This window comes from Serratia sp. LS-1, from assembly GCF_003719595.1.
Lineage (GTDB): Bacteria > Pseudomonadota > Gammaproteobacteria > Enterobacterales > Enterobacteriaceae > Serratia > Serratia ureilytica.
The window spans coordinates 3,485,154-3,505,207 of record NZ_CP033504.1 but is presented as its reverse complement, the minus strand read 5'-3'; the positions used below and the strand labels follow the sequence as shown (position 1 = coordinate 3,505,207).

At 58.3% G+C, this 20,054-nt stretch carries 17 protein-coding genes; 6 read left to right on the top strand and 11 right to left on the bottom strand.

Going from position 1 to position 20,054, the window contains the following annotated elements; genetic code table 11:
- Nucleotides 1-18: 18 nt before the first annotated feature.
- Nucleotides 19-726 carry a hypothetical protein gene (locus EDY99_RS16755; protein ID WP_033644832.1) on the top strand — a complete coding sequence of 236 codons (708 nt, stop codon included), beginning with the start codon at nucleotides 19-21 and terminating at the stop codon, nucleotides 724-726.
- Nucleotides 727-754: 28 nt separating this feature from the next.
- On the opposite strand, the gene EDY99_RS16750 is transcribed toward EDY99_RS16755, so the two are convergent.
- Both EDY99_RS16750 and EDY99_RS16745 read right to left on the bottom strand, forming a co-directional pair.
- Nucleotides 755-1,402, bottom strand: a complete 648-nt coding sequence (locus EDY99_RS16750) for a DsbA family protein (RefSeq protein ID WP_033644834.1) — start codon at nucleotides 1,400-1,402, stop codon at nucleotides 755-757.
- A 68-nt stretch (nucleotides 1,403-1,470) separates the two neighbouring features.
- Nucleotides 1,471-2,355, bottom strand: a complete 885-nt coding sequence (locus EDY99_RS16745) for an MBL fold metallo-hydrolase (RefSeq protein WP_046687735.1) — start codon at nucleotides 2,353-2,355, stop codon at nucleotides 1,471-1,473.
- Nucleotides 2,356-2,463: 108 nt separating this feature from the next.
- On the opposite strand from EDY99_RS16745, the gene EDY99_RS16740 reads away from it, so the two are divergent.
- A complete protein-coding gene (locus EDY99_RS16740; protein WP_033644836.1) occupies nucleotides 2,464-3,372 on the top strand; it encodes a LysR family transcriptional regulator in 909 nt (302 codons plus the stop codon).
- A 27-nt stretch (nucleotides 3,373-3,399) separates the two neighbouring features.
- Here EDY99_RS16740 and EDY99_RS16735 read toward each other — a convergent pair whose 3' ends face one another.
- Complete coding sequence (locus EDY99_RS16735) at nucleotides 3,400-4,323, bottom strand: LysR family transcriptional regulator (protein ID WP_046687734.1); 924 nt, start codon at nucleotides 4,321-4,323, stop codon at nucleotides 3,400-3,402.
- A 133-nt stretch (nucleotides 4,324-4,456) separates the two neighbouring features.
- Between EDY99_RS16735 and lysA the strand changes: the two genes are divergently transcribed.
- Entirely contained in the window at nucleotides 4,457-5,719 is a 1,263-nt protein-coding gene (gene lysA / locus EDY99_RS16730) for a diaminopimelate decarboxylase (protein WP_033644838.1), read from the top strand.
- Nucleotides 5,720-5,746: 27 nt separating this feature from the next.
- On the opposite strand, the gene EDY99_RS16725 is transcribed toward lysA, so the two are convergent.
- The 3 genes from EDY99_RS16725 to galR form a co-directional block, all read right to left on the bottom strand.
- A complete protein-coding gene (locus EDY99_RS16725; RefSeq protein ID WP_038878665.1) occupies nucleotides 5,747-6,049 on the bottom strand; it encodes a helix-turn-helix domain-containing protein in 303 nt (100 codons plus the stop codon).
- A gap of 5 nt (nucleotides 6,050-6,054) precedes the next feature.
- Nucleotides 6,055-6,399, bottom strand: a complete 345-nt coding sequence (locus tag EDY99_RS16720; protein WP_089195112.1) for a type II toxin-antitoxin system RelE/ParE family toxin — start codon at nucleotides 6,397-6,399, stop codon at nucleotides 6,055-6,057.
- A gap of 158 nt (nucleotides 6,400-6,557) precedes the next feature.
- A complete protein-coding gene (gene galR, locus EDY99_RS16715; protein ID WP_033652132.1) occupies nucleotides 6,558-7,577 on the bottom strand; it encodes an HTH-type transcriptional regulator GalR in 1,020 nt (339 codons plus the stop codon).
- Between the two features lie 220 nt (nucleotides 7,578-7,797).
- Between galR and EDY99_RS16710 the strand changes: the two genes are divergently transcribed.
- On the top strand, nucleotides 7,798-10,080 hold the full coding sequence (locus tag EDY99_RS16710) for a molybdopterin guanine dinucleotide-containing S/N-oxide reductase (RefSeq protein ID WP_123061937.1): 2,283 nt from the start codon (nucleotides 7,798-7,800) through the stop codon (nucleotides 10,078-10,080).
- On the opposite strand, the gene EDY99_RS16705 is transcribed toward EDY99_RS16710, so the two are convergent.
- The 4 genes from EDY99_RS16705 to EDY99_RS16690 form a co-directional block, all read right to left on the bottom strand.
- Nucleotides 10,052-10,606, bottom strand: a complete 555-nt coding sequence (locus tag EDY99_RS16705) for a hypothetical protein (RefSeq protein ID WP_046687732.1) — start codon at nucleotides 10,604-10,606, stop codon at nucleotides 10,052-10,054. The genes EDY99_RS16710 and EDY99_RS16705 overlap by 29 nt on opposite strands.
- 25 nt (nucleotides 10,607-10,631) lie before the next feature.
- A complete protein-coding gene (locus tag EDY99_RS16700; protein WP_046687731.1) occupies nucleotides 10,632-13,043 on the bottom strand; it encodes a fimbria/pilus outer membrane usher protein in 2,412 nt (803 codons plus the stop codon).
- 8 nt (nucleotides 13,044-13,051) lie between these two features.
- Entirely contained in the window at nucleotides 13,052-13,762 is a 711-nt protein-coding gene (locus tag EDY99_RS16695) for a fimbria/pilus periplasmic chaperone (protein ID WP_046687730.1), read from the bottom strand.
- A 112-nt stretch (nucleotides 13,763-13,874) separates the two neighbouring features.
- Nucleotides 13,875-14,564: a hypothetical protein gene (locus tag EDY99_RS16690; protein ID WP_127897171.1), complete on the bottom strand. Its 690-nt coding sequence runs from the start codon at nucleotides 14,562-14,564 to the stop codon at nucleotides 13,875-13,877.
- Between the two features lie 929 nt (nucleotides 14,565-15,493).
- On the opposite strand from EDY99_RS16690, the gene aas reads away from it, so the two are divergent.
- A complete protein-coding gene (gene aas / locus EDY99_RS16685; protein WP_123061936.1) occupies nucleotides 15,494-17,647 on the top strand; it encodes a bifunctional acyl-ACP--phospholipid O-acyltransferase/long-chain-fatty-acid--ACP ligase in 2,154 nt (717 codons plus the stop codon).
- On the top strand, nucleotides 17,647-18,831 hold the full coding sequence (lplT, locus tag EDY99_RS16680; protein WP_033644843.1) for a lysophospholipid transporter LplT: 1,185 nt from the start codon (nucleotides 17,647-17,649) through the stop codon (nucleotides 18,829-18,831). Before aas ends, lplT begins: the two co-directional genes overlap by 1 nt.
- 32 nt (nucleotides 18,832-18,863) lie before the next feature.
- On the opposite strand, the gene EDY99_RS16675 is transcribed toward lplT, so the two are convergent.
- Entirely contained in the window at nucleotides 18,864-19,904 is a 1,041-nt protein-coding gene (locus EDY99_RS16675) for an NADP(H)-dependent aldo-keto reductase (protein WP_033644844.1), read from the bottom strand.
- Nucleotides 19,905-20,054: the final 150 nt, after the last annotated feature.

Here is a 20,054-nt window from a genome sequence, read left to right as displayed (position 1 = left end):
TTGCAGAAAGGATAAACGATGAAGGCTTGGTTTCCCCTGTTGCTGACCTGCGGCGTCTTCGCCAGCGCCCGGGCCTGGGCGCACATTGACGAGCCGGACATCGCCGCCGACTGCCAAAAGGTGGCGAGCTACGCCGAACTGGGAAAAAAGGCCTATCAGCGCCAGGATTACGCCAAAGCCGCCGACATCTTTCGCGATCAGGCGGCCTGGAGCGAGTTTTGCGGTCTGAGCGAGCAGGCTGTCGCCACGGCTTACAACAACGTGGCGCTGTCGCTGATGCACGCCGGTGAATTGCTCAAGGCGCAGGCCTATCTGGCGCTGGCGCCGCACGATGACAAATCGCAGCACAACATGAGTCTGTTGCGCCAACGCCTGGCGCAGCGGCCGCAGCCGCAGGGGCCGGGCGGCGTGTACTGGCAATACGCCGGGCGCGGGGTGTGGAGCGAAGTGGTGGTGAAGCCGCAGGGCGAGCGCTGGCTGATCGATTTTTCCGGCTACGCCATGCCGCAGATGGGGCTGTATTACGGCCCGAACATGGGCGACTTCACCGCCGAGCTGCCCATTGAGCACGGCAAGGCCGTCTACCATCAACATGACTCGGAAAGCGCGCAGGTCTGCGACGTGACGATGGCGTTTGGCGAGCAAGCGCTGGAGATGCATACGCGGGGGGATTGCGGGTTCGGCCACAATGTGCGGGCGGAAGGGCGGTTCGTGCGGGTCGAATGACCCGCCCCGGTGGCCGGGGCGAGAAGGGTTACGCCAGCGCGGCGGCGCCCAACAGATTCTTCCAGGCTTCCACATTGCCCAGATAATTGCCGGCCGGCAGCAGGTGCAGCTGGCCCTCGCTATCCTGCAGCGCAAAGGTCGGGAAGCCCTGGCCCTGCACTTTGGCCAGCAGCGCCCGGCTTTCCGCGATGTGTTGCGCGGTCGGCGCACCGCTGTTGAAGCGCATTTCGGCGATAAACGCCGCCGAAGGCAACCCCAGCTCTTTCGCCAACGCTTCCAGCACCGGCGTGTCGGCGATGCGTCGCCCTTCCTGATAGTGCGCCTGCTGAATGCGGTGCAGCATGTCCAGCCCGCGTCCCGCCAGTTTTTCCGCCGCCAGGATAGCCGTGATCGGCGGCTCGGAATCCATCACCGCCGTGGTGTCGCGCAGCAGGCCGTTGAAATAGGCTTCGCCGAAAGGCTGGCCCGTCATCTCGGCGATGCGCTTGTCGTGCGGAATGACGTAGTTGCGCCATTCGTCGGTAATCTGACGGCGGTTGTTGCCGGTCATCATGCCGCCGGCGTGCGGCACGACCTTCAGCCCGGGGAGGCTCTGAGCCGCTTTCACCAGCGGTGCGGCGCCGTAGCACCAACCGCACAGCGGATCGAAAATGTAATGCAGAGTGGTTTCGGTCATTTTTACTCCTCGCTTGGCGCGCGGCAAGCCGCCGCGGCGCCAGGGCTGGTTCAATCACGCACGGGCGCTTATTGCGGCCACTTCATCTCGCCTTTCAGCACTTTCGCGCTCAGTTCCAGGCTCGATTCGTCTTTCAGCGTCGGGTAGTGCTTTTTCATCGCTTCAATCAGCGCGGCGGAATCCTTGGCTTTTGGCAGTTCGGCTTCCAGCGTGGTCAGGTATTTTTGGGTAAAGTGCACCGATGCCAGTGTCTGTGCGGCACCCGGCAGGAAGTGGCCCGGCACGACGACCTGCGGCTTCAGCGCTTCGATGTTTTTCAGCGTCTGCTGCCAGTGCTGGCGCGATTCTACGCTCTGGTTATCGGCGATCCACGGATGGATATTGTCACCGGCGACCGCCACGCCGCCCACGACCGCTTTCAGCGCCGGGATCCACACGAAGGTGCGATCGGGGGTCGGGCCGTTCAGGCCTTTCACTTCCACTTTTTGACCGTCGATGGTGAAGCTGTCGCCCTGCAGCGGCTGCGGCACGATCACGGTTTTCGGCGCGTTGTCTTTCAGGATTGGGCCCCAGTAGGCGATTTTGCCGTCTTTGGTGGCGTTAATGTCCTTGATGGTGCCAGGCGAAGCGATGATTTTCGCCTCCGGGAAAGCGGCCTTAATCACGTCCAGACCGAAATAGAAATCCGGATCTGAGTGGCTGATGTAGACGGTGGTCAGTTTCTTGCCGGTCGCCTTGATCTTTTTCACCAGCTCTTCGGCATCGTTGCGCTGGAACTGTGCGTCGATCAGCGCCACTTCGTGTTTGCCGCTGATGATTTCGGAAGACACCGGGAACACGCTTTTCTCGCCCGGGTTATACACTTCCATGGTCAGGGTATCGGCAGCGGTGGCGTAGGTGCTCAGGGTGGCGACGCCGGTGAAGGCCAGAGTTAACAGTGATTTCTTAAACATGGGCAGAGGTCCTTAGGTATCGGTTAATGTTGTAATGATGTTAGGTTGCATAAAGCGATAGAAAAACCGGATAATAAGCAATTATTCGTTGCATAAATCGGACTAATCATGGATCGCATTACCGCCGCTGAGGTTTTTGTCACCATCGTCGATCGCGGCAGCATGATCGCCGCTGCGGAAACGCTGGAGATGTCGCGTGCGATGGTCACTCGCTACCTGGCCCAGATGGAGCAATGGGCCGGGGCGCGTTTACTGCACCGCACTACCCGTAAGCTTAGTCTGACCGACGCCGGTGAGCGTACTTTGGAGCGCTGCCGACAAATGTTGGCGCTGGCGGGGGAAATCGATCTGGTGGAGGAAGGGCAGAGCGACGAACTGCGCGGCCTGCTGCGCATCACCTGTTCGCAATCGCTCGGACAAACGGCGCTGGTGGGGGCCGTCGCCCAGTATCTGAAGCGTCATCCGCAGGTGGCGGTCGATCTGCAGATGAACAACCGGGCGGTGAACCTGGTGGAAGAGCGCATCGATCTGGCGCTGCGCATCACCAATGAGCTGGATCCCAACCTGATCGCCCGGCCGCTGTCCACCTGCGCGTCGGTGGTGTGCGCCGCGCCCGCTTATCTGGCGGCGCACGGCACGCCGCGCCAGCCGCAGGATCTGGCGTTGCACAACTGCCTGACTTATTCCTATTTCGGCAAAAGCCTGTGGCATTTCGACGCTCAGGGGGTGAAATCGGCGGTGGCGGTCAGCGGCAACCTGAGCGCCAACGAATCGGTGGTGCTGATGGCCGGTACGGTGCAGGGCGCGGGCATTTCCCTGCAGCCCTACTATTCGGCGGCGCCGCTGTTGGCCAGCGGCGAACTGGTGGAGCTGCTGCCGGGTTACCGGCCGCAATCGATGGGTATCTACGGCATCTACACCTCACGCCGACAAATGCCCGCCACCTTGCGCACCATGCTGGACTTTCTGGTGGAATGGTTCGCCAGCGATCCGCAGTGGCAGGCGACGCTGCGCTAAGACCGCGGCAACATTCCCACGCCGTTTTCAGCGCCTGACGGCGGCGGCCAGGCGGGCGGAGAACAGTGCCGCCTGTTGATGCAGATGGTCGATAAAGGCCGTCACCAGCGCCGATGAAGGGCGGTGCAGCGGCCGTATCAGGCTGACGGTGAACGGCACGTCGATGCTGAATGGCCGCACGTGCACGCCGCTGCCGGCATAGTCGAGCGCCGTCAGCGGGTTGACGATCGAGACCCCCACGCCGGCTCTCACCATGGCGCACACTGACGCCGCGCTGTGCGTTTCCATCACCATGCGGCGCTCGACGCCCTGCTCGGCGAACAGCGCATCGAGCAAGTGGCGATAGCTGTCGGTGTTCGACAGGCTGATAAAGTTCTGCCCGGTGAAGTCCTGTGGCGTCAGAAGGTCTTTTGCCAGCAGGGGGTGACCCGTCGGCAGCACGCAGACTTCATTCAACGTCATCAGCGTCACCCGCTCGGTGCCCGCCGGCGTCAGGGTGGTTTCCGTCAGCCCCAGATCGTGGCGCTGGGCCGACAGCCACTCTTCCAGCAGCGGCGATTCTTGCGGGATCACGCTGAAGCTGACTTCCGGGTAACGTTCGATAAAGGGCCGGCACACCGCCGGCAGCAGCGATTGGGAAAATACCGGCAGGCACACGATCGACAGCTGCGCCTGCTGAAACTGGCGAATGCCGGCGGCGGCGTTGACGATGCGATCGAGGCCATAATAGGAGCGTTGCACCTCTTCGAACAGCCGTAGGCCCTGCACCGTGGGGGACAAGCGCCCGCGAACCCTATCGAACAGCTGCAGCCGAATCAGCTTCTCAAAGCGCGCCAGCTCACGGCTGACGGTGGGTTGCGAGGTTTGCAGCAGGGCCGCCGCCTCGGTCAGGTTGCCGGTGGTCATCACCGCCCGAAAAATTTCTATCTGCCGCAAAGAGATGCTGTGCATGACGAGGCTGCTCGACTGTAGAGAAAGCTATATCATAAATGAATAGACTACGGCTAAATAGATATTTTCCACCCGATTCAGCGTGCGGCACTATGGCCTTATCTGCCGTTACTTTCGAATTGGGAATATCGCCATGCCACGCCCGTTGCACGACACCTCCACCGCGTTGAACGCCGCTAACCTGCTGGCCTTGCCGCAGCGCTTCGGTTGCCCGGTCTGGGCTTATGATGCCGACATCATCAGCCAGCGCATCGCTCAGCTGCGCCACTTCGACACTATCCGTTTCGCGCAGAAAGCCTGTTCGAACATTCATATTTTGCGCCTGATGCGCGAGCAGGGCGTGAAGGTGGATTCGGTGTCGCTCGGCGAAATCGAGCGGGCGCTGCAGGCCGGTTTTCAGCCGGGCGGCGAGCCGAGCGATATCGTGTTTACCGCGGACGTATTGGATCACGCGACGCTGGCGCGCGTCAGCGCATTGAAGATCCCGGTCAACGCCGGTTCCATCGATATGCTGGATCAGCTCGGCCAGGCTTCCGCGGGGCATCCGGTGTGGCTGCGCATTAATCCGGGGTTTGGCCATGGCCACAGCCAGAAAACCAACACCGGCGGCGAGAACAGCAAACACGGCATCTGGTATGCCGACCTGCCGCAGGCGGTGGAGAAGATCCGCCGCTACGGCCTGAAGCTGATCGGCGTGCATATGCATATCGGCTCCGGCGTCGATTACCAGCATCTGGAGCGCGTCTGCGATGCGATGGTGCAGCAGGTGATCGATCTCGGTCATGACATCAGCGCCATTTCCGCCGGCGGCGGTCTGTCTATCCCGTATCAGTACGGCGAAGAGGCGATCGATACCGAACACTATTTCGGTTTGTGGAACCGGGCGCGTGAGCGCATCGCCGCGCATCTGGGGCACCCGGTGCAGTTGGAGATTGAACCCGGACGTTTCCTGATGGCGGAGGCGGGCGTATTGGTGGCCGAGGTGCGGGCGGTAAAAGACATGGGCAGCCGCCACTTTGTGCTGGTGGATGCCGGTTTTAACGATCTGATGCGCCCGGCGATGTACGGCAGCTATCACCATATTTCGCTGTTGCCGGCCGATGGGCGCGACACCTCGGAACAACCGCTGCGCGACACGGTGATCGCCGGGCCGCTGTGCGAATCCGGCGACGTCTTCACCCAGCAGGCGGGCGGCGGCGTGGAAACCCGCGAGCTGCCGCCGGTGCAGATCGGCGATTATCTGGTGTTTCACGATACCGGCGCCTACGGCGCATCGATGTCCTCCAACTACAACAGCCGTCCGCTGTTGCCTGAAGTGCTGTTCGAAAACGGCGAGCCGCGTTTGATCCGCCGCCGCCAAACCATCGAAGAACTGATCGCGCTGGAACTTATCTGATAAGCGGGCGGGCGCCTTGCGCCCGCTTCACAGCGTCATGCGGCGGTGCTGGCCATTGGGCAATTGCACATCCAGCGACAGCGTGCCGCCCATCGCCTCGATATAGCGTTTGAGCGACGACAGCTTTATTTCGCTGCCGCGCTTTTCCAAATTGGCGACGGAGGGTTGGCTGATGCCGAGCCGCTTCGCCAATTCAACCTGAGAGACCGCCAGCTCTTCCCTCAGCATCGCCAGCCGCAGTTCGAAAATTTCCTTGTCCGCTTTTTGCCTGGCTGTGGCAACGACGGCGGGATCGAGCTTGTCGATCAGTTGGGATAACGGTTTGGCCATCTGCACTACCTCCGGGTTGCCAGATAATGTGAAAATTCCATGGCAGCGATGGGCAACATGCGCTGGTAAAAGCGTTTGTCGCCGGTTTTATCGCCACCGCACAGCAATACTGCTTGCCGCTGTGGGTCAAAGGCGAAAAACACCCTGAAAGGGCGCCCGCGATGTTGAACGCGCAACTCCCTCAACTGCCGGGCCGCGTCGGAAAAATGCAGCGTATCGGCGTGCGGCCGCGCCAACTGCGGGCCGAACGTCTGTAATTTGAAGATCGCCGCCAGGATGCTTGTTTGCTGGGCGTTGTTCAGCGCCAAAAACCAGTCGTCGAATCGTTCGACGGTCACCACTTGCCACATGATGCGCTCAGAATATAGCGTTTATGCTATATAGTGTAAAGGTTATTGTGCCAACAATCTGCACGAACGCAGGGAGCGGAAAAAATCCAAAAGCGAGAAATGCGGCGGGCTGCGCAATCTGAGCGCATGGGTGACGGCTCACCCATGCGGCGGCATGATTACGGCTGTTCGTGCGCGTTGTTGAGGGTGGCGACCGAGTGGCGGCGCACCAGCGTTGGGCTGAACATGTTGGTGATTTCCGGCAGCGGTTGCCGGTTGGCCAGCGCCAGCGCCAGCTCCGCCGCCTGGGTGGCCATCGCCACGATAGGGTAGCGAATGGTGGTCAGGCGTGGGCGCAGGTAGCGCGAAATCAACACGTCGTCGAAACCGATCAGCGAAATTTCTCCCGGTACGTCGACGCTGTTATCGCTCAGCACCGACAGCGCGCCGGCGGCCATCGGATCGTTGTAGCAGGTAATGGCGGAGAACGAACGGCCGCGGCCGAGCAATTCGGTCATCGCCTGTTCGCCGCCGATCTCGTCCGGTTCGCCGTAGGCGATCAGCTTTTCATCCACCGCAATGCCGTGTTCCTGCAGCGCGTCGAGATAGCCTTGCAGACGATCGGTGGCGTCGGAAATCTGGTGGGTGGAGCAGATGATAGCGATGCGCTGGTGCCCTTGCTGGATCAGATGTCGGGTCGCCAGCCAGGCGCCGTAGCGATCGTCGAGCGCCACGCAGCGCGTTTCAAACCCCGGCAGCGTGCGATTGATGAGCACCATGCCCGGGATCTGTTGCATCCAGCCGCAAAGTTCCTGATCGCTCAGCCTTTTGGCGTGCACCACCAGCGCTTCGCAGCGGTGCCGCACCAGCTGTTCAATCGCCTGACGCTCTTTTTCGGCGTCGTGGTAACCGTTGCCAATCAGCAGAAAATTGTGGGTGGCGTAGGCCACCTGCTCGACCGCCTTGACCATCGCGCCGAAGAAGGGATCGGAAACGTCGGAGACGATCAGCCCCAGCGTCTCGGTGGATTGCTGCGCCAGCGCTCGTGCGTTGGCGTTAGGGTGATACTGCAGCTGTTCCATGGCGGCCTGCACCGCGGTGCGCGACCCTTCGCTGGCCTTGGGGGAATTGTTTATCACGCGGGATACCGTGGCCACGGAAACACCCGCCAGCCTGGCAACATCCTTTATCGTAGCCATATCAGTCAACACATCCTGGGTAATCGCTTACATCCCCCAGTTTTGCGGAAAAAAACCGGGGCTGCAAGCGGTCTCGTGCGCAACTTGTGGTGGCGGTTGCAGAATCTCTTCGCGTCTGTACGCATAACCGACTGCTACCGAACGATAGCGCAATTTGTACGTTGGCACTGGCGGCGGGCTGAGGTAACGTCTGTGCATTCCGATTTGCGCCGAGAACGCCATGTCCATTAAACGCTATCCGCAGCTCGCCCATTGGGGCGCTTATACCGCCGTGGTTGAAGACGGCCGGCTTATCCGTTGTGAACCCTTCGTCGACGATCCTGATCCTTCGCCGCTGCTCGATTCCATCGTCCCGATGGTCTACTCCGACAAACGCATCCGCAAGCCGGCGGTGCGCCGCTCGTGGCTGCAAAAGCGCGAGGGCAGCGACCGTACGCTGCGCGGCAGGGAAGATTTCGTCGAGGTGGACTGGGAATTGGCGCTCGATTTGGTGGCGCAAGAGAATCGCCGGGTGCGCGAGCGTTACGGCGCCTCCGGGTTGTTTACCGGCTCTTATGGCTGGTCGTCGGCCGGGCGGCTGCACCATGCCCGCTCGCTGGTGCGGCGGTTCTACTTCAGCGGCGGCGGCGGCGTCGATCAGCAGGGCAACTACAGCTGGGGCGCGGCGCAGTTCTTTCTGCCGTATGTGATCGGCACTTTTTCGCCCTTGACCGGGCGCGTCACCAGTTGGCCGAGCGTGGTGGAGCATTGCGAGCTGTTTGTGGCGTTTGGCGGGTTGGCGCTGAAAAACGCTCAGGTCTCTTCCGGCGGCGCGGCGGAACATGCGCTCAAGCCCTGGCTGCAAAAGCTGGCGCGCAAGGGCACGCCGGTTATCAACATCAGCCCGATGCGCGATGATTGTCCCGAGTTTGTCAACGCGGAATGGATCCCGATCCGGCCGAATACCGACGTGGCGCTGATGCTGGCGCTGGCTTACGAAATCCAGCGGCTGGGTGCGCAGGATGAAGCCTTCCTGCACAGCCACTGCGTGGGCTATCAACAGCTGGCGGATTACCTGAACGGCGCCGGTGACGGCGTGGCGAAAACCCCCGTTTGGGCTAGCGCTATTACCGGCATTCCGGCGGCGCGCATTGCGCTGCTGGCGCGGCAACTGATCGGCGTGCGCAGTTTTATCACCTGTTCCTACTCCGTGCAACGCGCGCATCGGGGGGAGCAACCGTATTGGATGATGATCGCGCTGTCGGCGATGCTGGGCCAGGTGGGGCTGCCGGGCGGCGGTTTCTCGTTCGGCCACGGCTCGATGAACGGCGTCGGCAATCCACGCGTGGACACGCCTGCGCCGACCATGCCGGTAGGCGAAAATCCGGCCGGGCTGGCGATCCCGGTGGCGCGCATCTGCGACATGCTGTTGCACCCCGGTGAGGCCTATCAATTTTGCGGCGAGACGCGGCATTATCCGGATATCCATTTGGTGCACTGGGCTGGCGGCAACCCGTTCCATCATCATCAGCAGTTGAATCGGCTGGTGGAGGGCTGGCAGAAGCCGGACACGGTGATCGTTCAAGATATCTGGTGGACGGCGGCGGCCAAAATGGCAGACATCGTGCTGCCGGTCACCAGTTCGCTGGAGCGTAACGATATCGGCGGCTCGTCGCGCGATCGCTACGTGTTGGCGATGCATCAGGCCATTGCGCCGCAGCATCAGGCGCGCAACGATTTCGATATCTTCGCCGATCTGGCGGAGCGTCTCGGCTATCGTGAGCGCTTTACCGAGAATCGCGACGAGCGGGCCTGGATCGAAGCTATCTACCGGCAATGCGGCACAGCGCAGCAGCGCGCCGGCGTCGCCTGGCCCGAGTTTGAGGCCTTCTGGCAACGGGGCTATGTCGAGCTGCCCGCGCCGGCTAAAGAGTTCGTATTTTTTGACGCATTCCGCGCCGATCCGCAGGCTAACCCGCTGCAAACGCCCAGCGGCAAGATAGAGCTGTTCAGCGAGCGGATCGCCGGCTATCGCTACGAAGATTTCGCTCCGCATCCGCAGTGGCGGCCGCCGGTGGAGTGGCTGGGCGCGCCGCAGGCCAAAAACTGGCCGCTGCACCTGATCTCCATTCAGCCGAGCGATCGCCTGCATAGCCAGATGGATCCGGCGCCGCTGGCGCAGGGCAACAAGACCGCCGGGCGAGAAACCTTGTACATGCATCCGGACGATGCGGCGCCGCGCGGTGTGGCGGACGGCGCCGAAGTGCTGGTCAGCAACGCGCGCGGCAGCTGTCTGGCGGGGGTATCGCTCACCGATGGCGTGACGCGCGGCGTGGTGCTGATGGCGACCGGTGCCTGGTTCGAGCCGGGTTTCGACGCGCAGCGCCGGCCGGTCGAGCAGGCGGGCAACCCGAACGTGCTGACGCTGGATATCGGCACCTCGCCGCTGACGCAGGGGCCGAACGCCATGAGCTGCCTGGTCGAGGTCAGCGCATTCACCGAACGTCGGGATCAAGATAGTTAGCGCTGACCAGCAATTGGGTCGACAGCGGGATGTTATCGCGTTGCTGTTGACGCAGTTGTGTCGCGGACGCGGCGAAACTGGAGACTGTTAATGACAGTGTGAAGTGTTGCCCAACCTCGTTATCCGGTACAAGGATGTGTAATGCTTCCCGATCGACGGATAGACGATAGTTGGGTAGATGTCTTTGGCGTGGTTGCCCGGGGGCAAGTGAAAAGGAAAGGGGCTCACCATCACCGTTGCGTAATTCATCAACCGTGAGGCTGAGATAGCTAGAAGCATCGGTTGCGCCGCTTCCTTCTGCCAGGTTTCTATTCTCCCGCAGAGTGAACCCCTGCAACTGCACTGGTTCATCGCAAGTCAACCGATACTGCAATGGGGCGCTGTGCAGCAGAGTGGATTGCTGAGACAGTGTCCCAATATTGTGCTCCCCCAGATAAATGCTGTTTTGTGTGGTCGTTAGCGTGCAGTTAGCGTTAGCCCCAAAACTGATGGCTATGGCTGCCAACCCATAATAAATCACTTTCATGTGTTCTCCTGATATCGATGAACGTTTAGCGACACACTGCTTCGGAGTGGCTGATGCCGGCACGATTGCGGGAAGAGGTGTCTGCAGCAATTGCGAAATAACATGCCTGTCCCGAAGAGTTTTTCATGCTGAAGCGTTGTGAAGACGCATCGTTCGTCGCGCGGTGCGCTTTCTGATGTTCAATGAAGGCTGCGCCCTGATCATTGGTAAAAGCGACCACTTGTTGTTGTTCATCCAAAATCATGCTGCCGATAGCGGGTTTGGTGCCGTCTGCATAGCTAATCTGGACAATGGCCCGCAATGTATTAATGGCATCGATATTGATATGTTTAACGCTGCCACGTGCCAGATTGATCTTGCGCACGCCGTTATCGATATCGGCACCGGGAGGTAAGGTGCTTGTGTCTACGTTAATCAGGCTTGGTTGATACTCACGCAGCCTTGGGATGATCGCCTTACCTTGCTTGCCATAGGTTTTCACCTTGCCGCCTGGCGTAGACACGCTGACTCCGGCGAGGCCCGGTATCGACAAGACGCCGAAGGTATCGCCGATTTTCTGTGGTGAGAGCGTTAGCCCGCTGCTGTCTGCCACCAGGGAGCCAGAGGCACTGTAGTAAAATGCCTGCTGATTTTCTGACAGATGGCTATAGCTGCCGGAAAGCGTTGTGAACGGACTCAAATAGTTCACATTGCCTGAGTAGGTGCCGTTGTTGGATTGGGTGCCCTGTGTTGCATTGAATCCATAAGCCAGATCGCCATTCAACGCTTGGCCGGAAAGCGAATTGCTGATGCTACGATTTCTTCCGTTGCTTATCATATTGGCGCTATAACGTCGGTTTTTTCCCAGCGGTAATGAAAGGGTGGCGAACACCCTGGTATCGTTATCGCGAACCTCACGGCTGCGCTCTTTTTCCAGGCTAACGCCAACGGTGGCTGCGCCAAATTGACGGTTCCAGAAGGCGTAGACTCGTTGATTTTGTTGCTTATCTCCGCCTTCAGCGCGTGTAACGCCTAAAGAAAGATTTCCGATGTATTTATGGTGCCAGCCTAGGCCCAGGCTGTAGCTTTGACGTTGGTGTGAAGATGATGCACCGTGCGATACAGGCCAATAAGTTCCTTCGCCGTCATCTTTACGCGGAGAACGGAGCTGTGTAGGCGAGCGGTATCGCTCTGACTGGATGCTGTAACCGGCGTTCAGCTTAAGGTTTTTTATCAGGGGTAATGCGCTATTCAGCTGTAGCTTGGTGCCCTTTCCGCTTGACGACTGCGCCACGTGGCTCAAGGCTGTAAAACGATAATCGCTATTGGCAACGCTATAACCGGCGGCGATGCCGCGATAATCGCGGCTGAGGAAACTTCCCCCTCTCACCTGGTGCTGGTTGAGCCATGGCAAAGAGAATGAGCCAGTGATGAAAGGCATTTCTGTGCTTTTTGCCAGGCTGTGAGTGCGCCCGAGAGCAAGGGAGTAACTGCCCTGGCGGGGAGTAGAGTGTCCTGAGCTCGTCAGATAAGGGACGATGAATTGTTTGCGGCTACCGTTGCTTTCCGTGACGGTGACGGACAAATCGACTGCGTCGAACTGCGCAGGGATATCGGTCAGGCGGAAAGTGCCCGGTTGCACCTGCGTGGCGTAAACTAATCTGCCATTCTGAAAAATCTCAACCTTGGCTTGGCTCTCGGCGATACCTTCGACTACCGGCACATCACTGCGTTGACTCAATGACAGCGACGAGTCAGGCAGCCATTGCAGGCCATCTAAGGTAATGCCGCTGTAAAGCGAATCTGATAACGTCGCTCGTCCCAAACGCATCATGGCGTCGTGATCCGTCAATGTCCGCTGCAGATAACTATTATAAGGCGTGTACCCCTGATGTCGTTCTGACTTGTTATAGGTGCCATTATGGCGAAACAGCCAATTGTTGCTGTTGAAGCCGGTTTCCAACGCCGCGTAATCACTGCTGTGATTTTGGCTGTCGAATCGGCTCGCGGTATAATTCAGCATCAGGGCATGGCCGCCAAATTCATAGTCCGCCGGTTGTCGACGGATATAGCGCTCGGGCAACAGCAAAATCAATTGATTATTACCGGTTTCATTGTCGATGCGGCTGCCTTGATAACATTGGCTCATCAGCATTTCTGCCTGAGTGTTGAGCTTGCAGGGGTGTAATCCCAGGCTTTCTACGAGTTCAGCGTCGTATTGCCATTCGCCTTGTTTGTCTATGTTGACTTCATGCCGTCCATGATTTTGTCCGTTGACGTTGATGAATAGCGCTTGTTTTCCTGCGGGAAATTTCGCGCCAGAGGAAAAGTAATCAGCAATCTCACTGGGTAGTCCAAGTGCCCGCATCATTTCAATATCGTAATCGGCCAGACTGGTCGAGGCATAGCCAATAGGCAGACAAAACGCCAGTAGACGTAGCGGTATATGCAATTTCAAAGGCTGCCTCACTGGATTGGGGCAAGGTTGACCGTGATATCGGGTATGGCGCGCCCCGTGTTACTGATTGGCGTGAAGTGCAAACGGGAGGGGGGGATGGTAAGCCTATCGCTCTTACGTGTACCGATCGTTTGCCCAGGCAGCAAATAAGGTTGTTCTAAAACAAACTGCTGGTTACTGGGTTGTACGGTGATGGTAGGGGCTAACCTGACAACGTAAGGGCTGAGATTTTTGACTTGTATAGAATGCCCATTTTGTTGCCAATGCAAGGTTTGCCAGGGAGATTTGTTTTCCACTAGCGCGGAGGGCGTGGCGATAGCGACGACCCGATGCCGAGTATTCACCTTAAGCTGGTTGCTTTTTTCTCCCATATCGGGAATTTCCTGGAAATAGATATGGCGCATTTGCTGACGGGTTTTATCAAGTCCCGAGGGATCGGCAAGCATGACGCGTACCAGCTGAGATTTACCCGGATCAATACGCGCGGCTGGCGGAGAAAGAATGAATAAGGGATCTTCTCCTTGCTTGCTTAATGCATTTTTAACAACGGATGAGAATAGCAACACAGGATAATTACCGATATTATCGACTCTTACCGTTGTCTCTCCTTTCTCTTGATTGACCAAGAGGCTTATTTTTTCCAGTTTAATGGTTGCTTGGCCATGAAATGGAGTAAGCAATATAAATATTGCGGTAAGATAATGGATGAGACCTTTCATTTTATTTCCTGAATAGCGGAGAATAACGAACTCTAGTCAAAGGACGTTAAGATATTTTGCCAAACAAAGAGGCTGAAATAAGTGGGAACAGCGAAGTGTCCCCACCTGGTGATTACAGGTAGTGAACCGAAAGATTCACAGAAGCTTGCAATGCAATGCTGTCTTGCATTTGGATGCTTTTATCATCAATGTAGCTAAGCGGGGTAAGGAATGAACGGTAGTTGAATGTGCCGCTCAGGTTCTGGCCGATCGCCATATTGTCGTAATTAGCATCTGATGTGACCGCAAAGCGATTACCTGAGGCAACAGAGAACATCGCCTGTTCGTGATCTGCACCGTTAGTTACATTGGTTAAATCGAAAATATCATCGCCTTCAGGAATCAGCGCCGCACGCACGGTTTCACCATCCATAGCGATATCTGACAGTGCAAGGCCCAGCACGGCGATATCTTTATTACTGGCGTCTTTTGCCAGCGATGCGGTGAAGTTTCTGTCCATATATTGATAATCGGCATCGCCGCTGGCGCTGGTAACTTCAATACCCATGTTGGTCGGTGCCGTGCAATTTACGGTGAACGGGATGCTGCCCATGCCGTTGCCTTCCAACTGGACAGGATTTACTTTATCAAAAGCTTCGCTGGAATGGCGGCCAAGATCAATGCTATTGGTGTTGGCAGCAATACTGCAGCTGGTGTTATTATAAATTTCTCCGGAGAAATCTACAGACGTACTGGCTGTTTTTGCGGCCAGTACGCTCGTGCACGACAGAGGTAGTAGGGCTAAAAATAAATATTTCTTCATTATTCAGATTTCCTTCTGAGAATATGCCACTAAATACAAATCGTATTGCTTGAAAATATAAAGCAAGGGTTTCGCAACGTTTTACTAGCGATTCAATGCATGGCTATTTTATTTTTCAATCTCATTTCTTGCAATATTGTGCTAAAAATTTATGTAAAAATAGATTTATATTCTGGTTTTTTGGTTTTTGTTATTATTTTTTAATTGTTAACTCTGTTTGGTTATTAATGCATAGGTTTTATTGCTTGCGGTTTTTTTAATTATTAATAATTAATTATCCTCGGCGTGCACTTTTGCCGTGAGATCACGATAACAGCAAGGTCTGGAGGCGGCTCTGTTGTTAGTTGGCGCTTTTTGACTTTGTCTTTTTATTGTTGCCGTGCTTGAAAAGCAAGAAAACGAATTGCATAAGTTGATGAAAATGACACGTTGGATATCACGTCTAACTTGGCTCTTGCGTTTGAGAATAGTTTTCGTTAATTGATTGCTTTAGCGTTGAGGAGACAAGAGGGATTAAAGGATCTGCTTCAGTCTTGATTAGGCCGAACCCTCATGTGCTGCACTTACCAGCATATGCGCATGGCTTTTTTTCTCCCCCCACTCGCTTCCTGCGGATGACGCATCATTATTGATCTTTCCGCTGCGGCGATTATTTAAGTTTCATTGAGTTATTACAGCAGATCGCGGGAAATTTACAGCTGGTTGCATTTGGAGCAGAACTCTTGCGATTCGGTGGTAGTTTCCTGCACGCCATCTCTCTAGAGTAGGTGATCCCAGAGGTATTGATTGGTGAGAAATCAGCGTGCCTTGCATGCTGAAGCCATTTTCAATTGCACCAACCTACGCGGATGCGTAGGTTTTTTTTTGCCTGCCATATAGTATTCTTTTCCCTACAACGATTTACGCCTCCATGGCCAAGGGAGAAGGGCATGATCTTTTCACTGCTGCGCGCGCTGTTTCGCCTGTTGTTTCGGGTACGGGTCGAAGGGGACGTCCAGCACTTCGAACGGCAAAAATTACTGATTACGCCGAACCACGTCTCTTTCCTCGACGGCGTACTGCTGGCGCTGTTCCTGCCGATAAAACCGGTGTTTGCGGTCTATGCCAGCATCGGCGAGAGCTGGTTTATGCGCTGGCTGCGGCCTTACATCGATTTTGTCTCGCTCGATCCCACCAAGCCGATGGCCATCAAGCAACTGGTGCGCATGGTCGAGCAGGGACGGCCGATCGTGGTGTTCCCTGAAGGGCGCATCACCGTGACCGGCGCGCTGATGAAAATTTACGACGGAGCGGCGTTTATCGCCGCCAAATCGGGCGCGACCGTGGTGCCGGTGCGGATCGATGGCCCGGAATTCAGCCCGTTTGGCCGCATGGCCGGGGTGTTCAAGATCCGCTGGTTCCCGCAAATCAGCATCCGCATCTTGCCGCCGACCACGCTGCCGATGCCGGAAGCGCCGCGCGCGCGTGAACGCCGGGCGCTGGCGGGCGATCGGCTGATGCAGATCATGATGCGGGCGCGGATGGAGACGCGCGAGCCGCAAACGCTGTTCCATGCCTTGCTGGCGGCGCAGCACCGCTATGGGCGCCGCAAGCCTTGCATCGAAGACATCGCTTTCAAAGAGGACAGTTACCAGACGCTAGTCAAGAAATCGCTGGGCGTCAGCCGCATTCTGCAGCGCTTTACCGCCGAGGGGGAGCACGTTGGGCTGCTGTTGCCCAACGCCATCATTACCGCGGCGGCAATCTTCGGCGCTTCGCTGCGCAATCGCATCCCGGCGATGCTCAACTACACCGCAGGCGCCAACGGCCTGAACAGCGCGATGACGGCCGCCGGCATCAAGACCATCGTCACCTCGCGCCAGTTTCTGGAGAAAGGCAAGCTGACCCACCTGCCGGAACAGGTGCCACAGGCTAACTGGGTGTATCTGGAAGATCTGAAAGAGACGGTCACGCTGGCGGATAAGCTGTGGATCCTGCGTCACTTGCTGCAGCCGCAGCGCGCGGCGTTGCCGCAATGTCCGGAGGACCCGGCGCTGATCCTGTTCACGTCCGGATCCGAAGGCCATCCCAAGGGCGTGGTGCATTCGCACGCCAGCCTGCTAGCCAACGTAGAACAAATCCGCACCATCGCCGATTTCACGCCGCGCGACCGCTTCATGTCGTCGCTGCCGCTGTTCCACTCGTTCGGCCTGACGGTGGGGCTGCTTACGCCGCTGATCACCGGCAGCCGCATTTTCCTCTACCCCAGCCCGCTGCACTATCGCGTGGTGCCGGAGCTGGTGTATGACCGTAACTGCACGGTGCTGTTCGGCACGGCGACCTTCCTTAACAACTATGCGCGCTTCGCGCATCCATATGATTTTGCCCGCCTGCGCTATGTCGTGGCCGGCGCGGAGAAACTGGCGGACAGCACCAAACAGATCTATCAGGACAAATACGGCATCCGCATTCTGGAAGGCTATGGCGTGACCGAGTGCGCGCCGGTGGTCTCGATCAACGTGCCGCTGGCGACCAAGGTGGGCACCGTCGGCCGCATCATGCCGCAGATGGAGGCGCGTCTGATCGCGGTGCCGGGTATTGATAACGGCGGCCGTCTGCAGCTGAAGGGGCCGAATATCATGAAAGGCTATCTGCGGGTTGAACGCCCCGGCGAACTGGAGCCGCCGGCGGCGGAAGATGCGAACGGCGTGCTGCAGCCGGGCTGGTATGACACCGGCGATATCGTCAGCCTGGATGAGCAGGGTTACTGCACCATTCGCGGGCGCGTGAAGCGCTTCGCCAAGCTCGCGGGCGAGATGGTGTCGCTGGAGAGCGTCGAACTGCTGGCGCAACGGCTGTCGCCGGATAAACTGCATGCCGCCACGGTCAAAAGCGACAGCAGCAAAGGCGAGGCGTTGGTGCTGTTCACCACCGATCCCGCCATTACCCGCGAGGCATTGCTGCGGGTGGCGCGCGAACTGGGCAGCCCGGAGCTGGCGGTGCCGCGCGATATTCGCCTGTTGAAAACGCTGCCGGTGCTCGGCAGCGGCAAACCTGATTTCGTCACCCTGCGTCATATGGCCGAACAGCCGGAGAGTGCCTGATGAATCCTTCGACCGAATCCCCTTTGTTGTCACGCGGCATGATCGCGGTGATCAGCGCGCAGTTCCTTTCGGCGTTCGGCGACAATGCGTTGCTGTTCGCCACGCTGGCGTTGATCAAGCAGCAGCTGTATCCGGACTGGAGCCAGCCGATCCTGCAGATGGCCTTTGTCGCCACCTATATCATTCTGGCTCCGTTCGTCGGCCAGATCGCCGACAGCTTTGCCAAAGGGCGGGTGATGATGTTCGCCAACGCCCTGAAATTGGCGGGGGCATTGGTGATCTGTTTTGGGGGTAATCCGTTTCTGGGTTACAGCCTGGTCGGCGTGGGAGCCGCCGCGTATTCACCGGCTAAATACGGCATTCTGGGCGAGATCACCAGCGGCGAGAAACTGGTCAAGGCTAACGGCCTGATCGAGGCTTCGACCATTGCGGCCATTCTGACCGGTTCGGTGGCCGGTGGTATTCTGGCGGACTGGCACGTGGCGGCGGCGCTGGCGGCCTGCGCGTTGGTTTACGCGGGAGCGGTGGTCGCCAACCTGTATATTCCGCGTTTGGCGGCGGCGCGTCCTGGCGCTTCGTGGCGTCCGCAGGCCATGACGCACAGCTTCTTTGCTGCCTGCGTTACGCTGTGGCGCGATGGACAGACGCGTTTCTCATTGATTGGCACCAGCCTGTTTTGGGGGGCCGGCGTGACGCTGCGTTTTCTGCTGGTGCTGTGGGTACCGGTGGCGCTCGGCATCGCCGATAACGCCACGCCAACGCTGCTGAACGCCATGGTGGCCGTCGGCATCGTGGTGGGCGCAGGTGCCGCCGCGCGCTTCGTCACGCTTAAAACGGTGAAACGCTGTATGCCGGCCGGGATCCTGATCGGCGTCGCGGTCGCGGTGTTTGCGCTGCAAACGACCATGCTCAATGCCTACGTCTTGCTGGCGCTCATCGGCATGCTGGGGGGCTTCTTCGTCGTGCCGCTCAATGCGTTGCTGCAGGAGCGGGGCAAACATTCGGTCGGCGCCGGCAATGCGATCGCAGTGCAAAACCTGGGTGAAAACGCCGCGATGTTACTGATGCTGGGCCTGTATTCTTTGGTCGTGAAGCTGGGCGTGCCGGTGGTGGGCGTCGGCGTAGGGTTTGGCGTGGTGTTTGCGCTGGCGATTAGCGCGTTGTGGTGGTCGCAGCGGCGGTGAAACGGGGCGCAGCCAGGCTGCGCCCTCCGGCTTCAAGGCGCCGGAATGGTAAACCGGGTGTGGATTTCTTCGAGCGCCTGCAGCACGTCCTCATCCAGAATCACGTCGAGACTGTCGAGGTTGATTTTCAACTGCTCCACCGAGGTGGCGCCCAGCAGGGTGCTGGCGACGAACGGCTGCTGACGCACGAAGGCCAACGCCATCTGCGAAGGATCCAGCCCGTGTTTTTTGGCCAGCGCCACGTATTCGGCGATCGCCCGTTGGGTTTGCTGCCCTGAATAACGGTTGAAGCGGGTGAACAGCGTATTGCGCGCACCGGCCGGTTTAGCGCCGTTGAGGTATTTACCGCTCAGCGTGCCGAACGCCAGGCTGGAATAGGCCAGCAGTTCTACCCCTTCGTGCTGGCTGATTTCGGCCAGGCCAATCTCAAAGCTGCGGTTCAGCAGGCTGTACGGGTTTTGAATCGACACGATGCGCGGCAGCTCGTGTTTCTCCGCCAGTTGCAGATAGCGCATCACGCCCCAGGGCGTTTCGTTGGAGACCCCGATATAGCGAATTTTACCGGCGCGCACCTGCTCGGTCAGCGCCTCCAGGGTTTCCAGCAGCGTGACCGTGGCTTTGTCATCGGTATATTGATAGTTGAGTTTGCCAAAGCAGTTGGTGGCGCGCTGCGGCCAGTGCAATTGGTAAAGATCGAGATAATCGGTGTTCAGCCGCTTGAGGCTGGCGTCCAGAGCGGCGCGGATGTTTTTGCGATCGAGCGCCTGCTGCGGGCGGATGCTGCTGTCAGTGCCGCGCACCGGGCCCGAGACTTTGCTGGCCAGGACGATTTTTTCGCGATTGCCGCGCGCTTTGATCCAACTGCCGATATAGCTTTCGGTCAGGCCCTGGGTTTCCGGGCGGGGCGGCACCGGGTACAGTTCGGCGGTATCTATCAGGTTCACGCCTGCGGCCAATGCATAGTCCAGTTGCGCATGGGCGTCGGCTTCGCTGTTCTGTTCGCCAAAGGTCATGGTGCCCAGTCCCAGCACGCTCACTTCTAAAGAACTGTGGGGAATACGGTGGTATTGCATTAACGGCCTTCCTTTCTTGTTAGCGCTGACGGGCCGTGCGGCCCGGTGAAACAGGAGCCCAATTCAGAAGACGGCGCAAAGTCCGTCGGGCGGCGATGTCGCCTTTCCTGACTATAACCAAGCGGTGAAGATGGGGGAAGCGGATTCCGT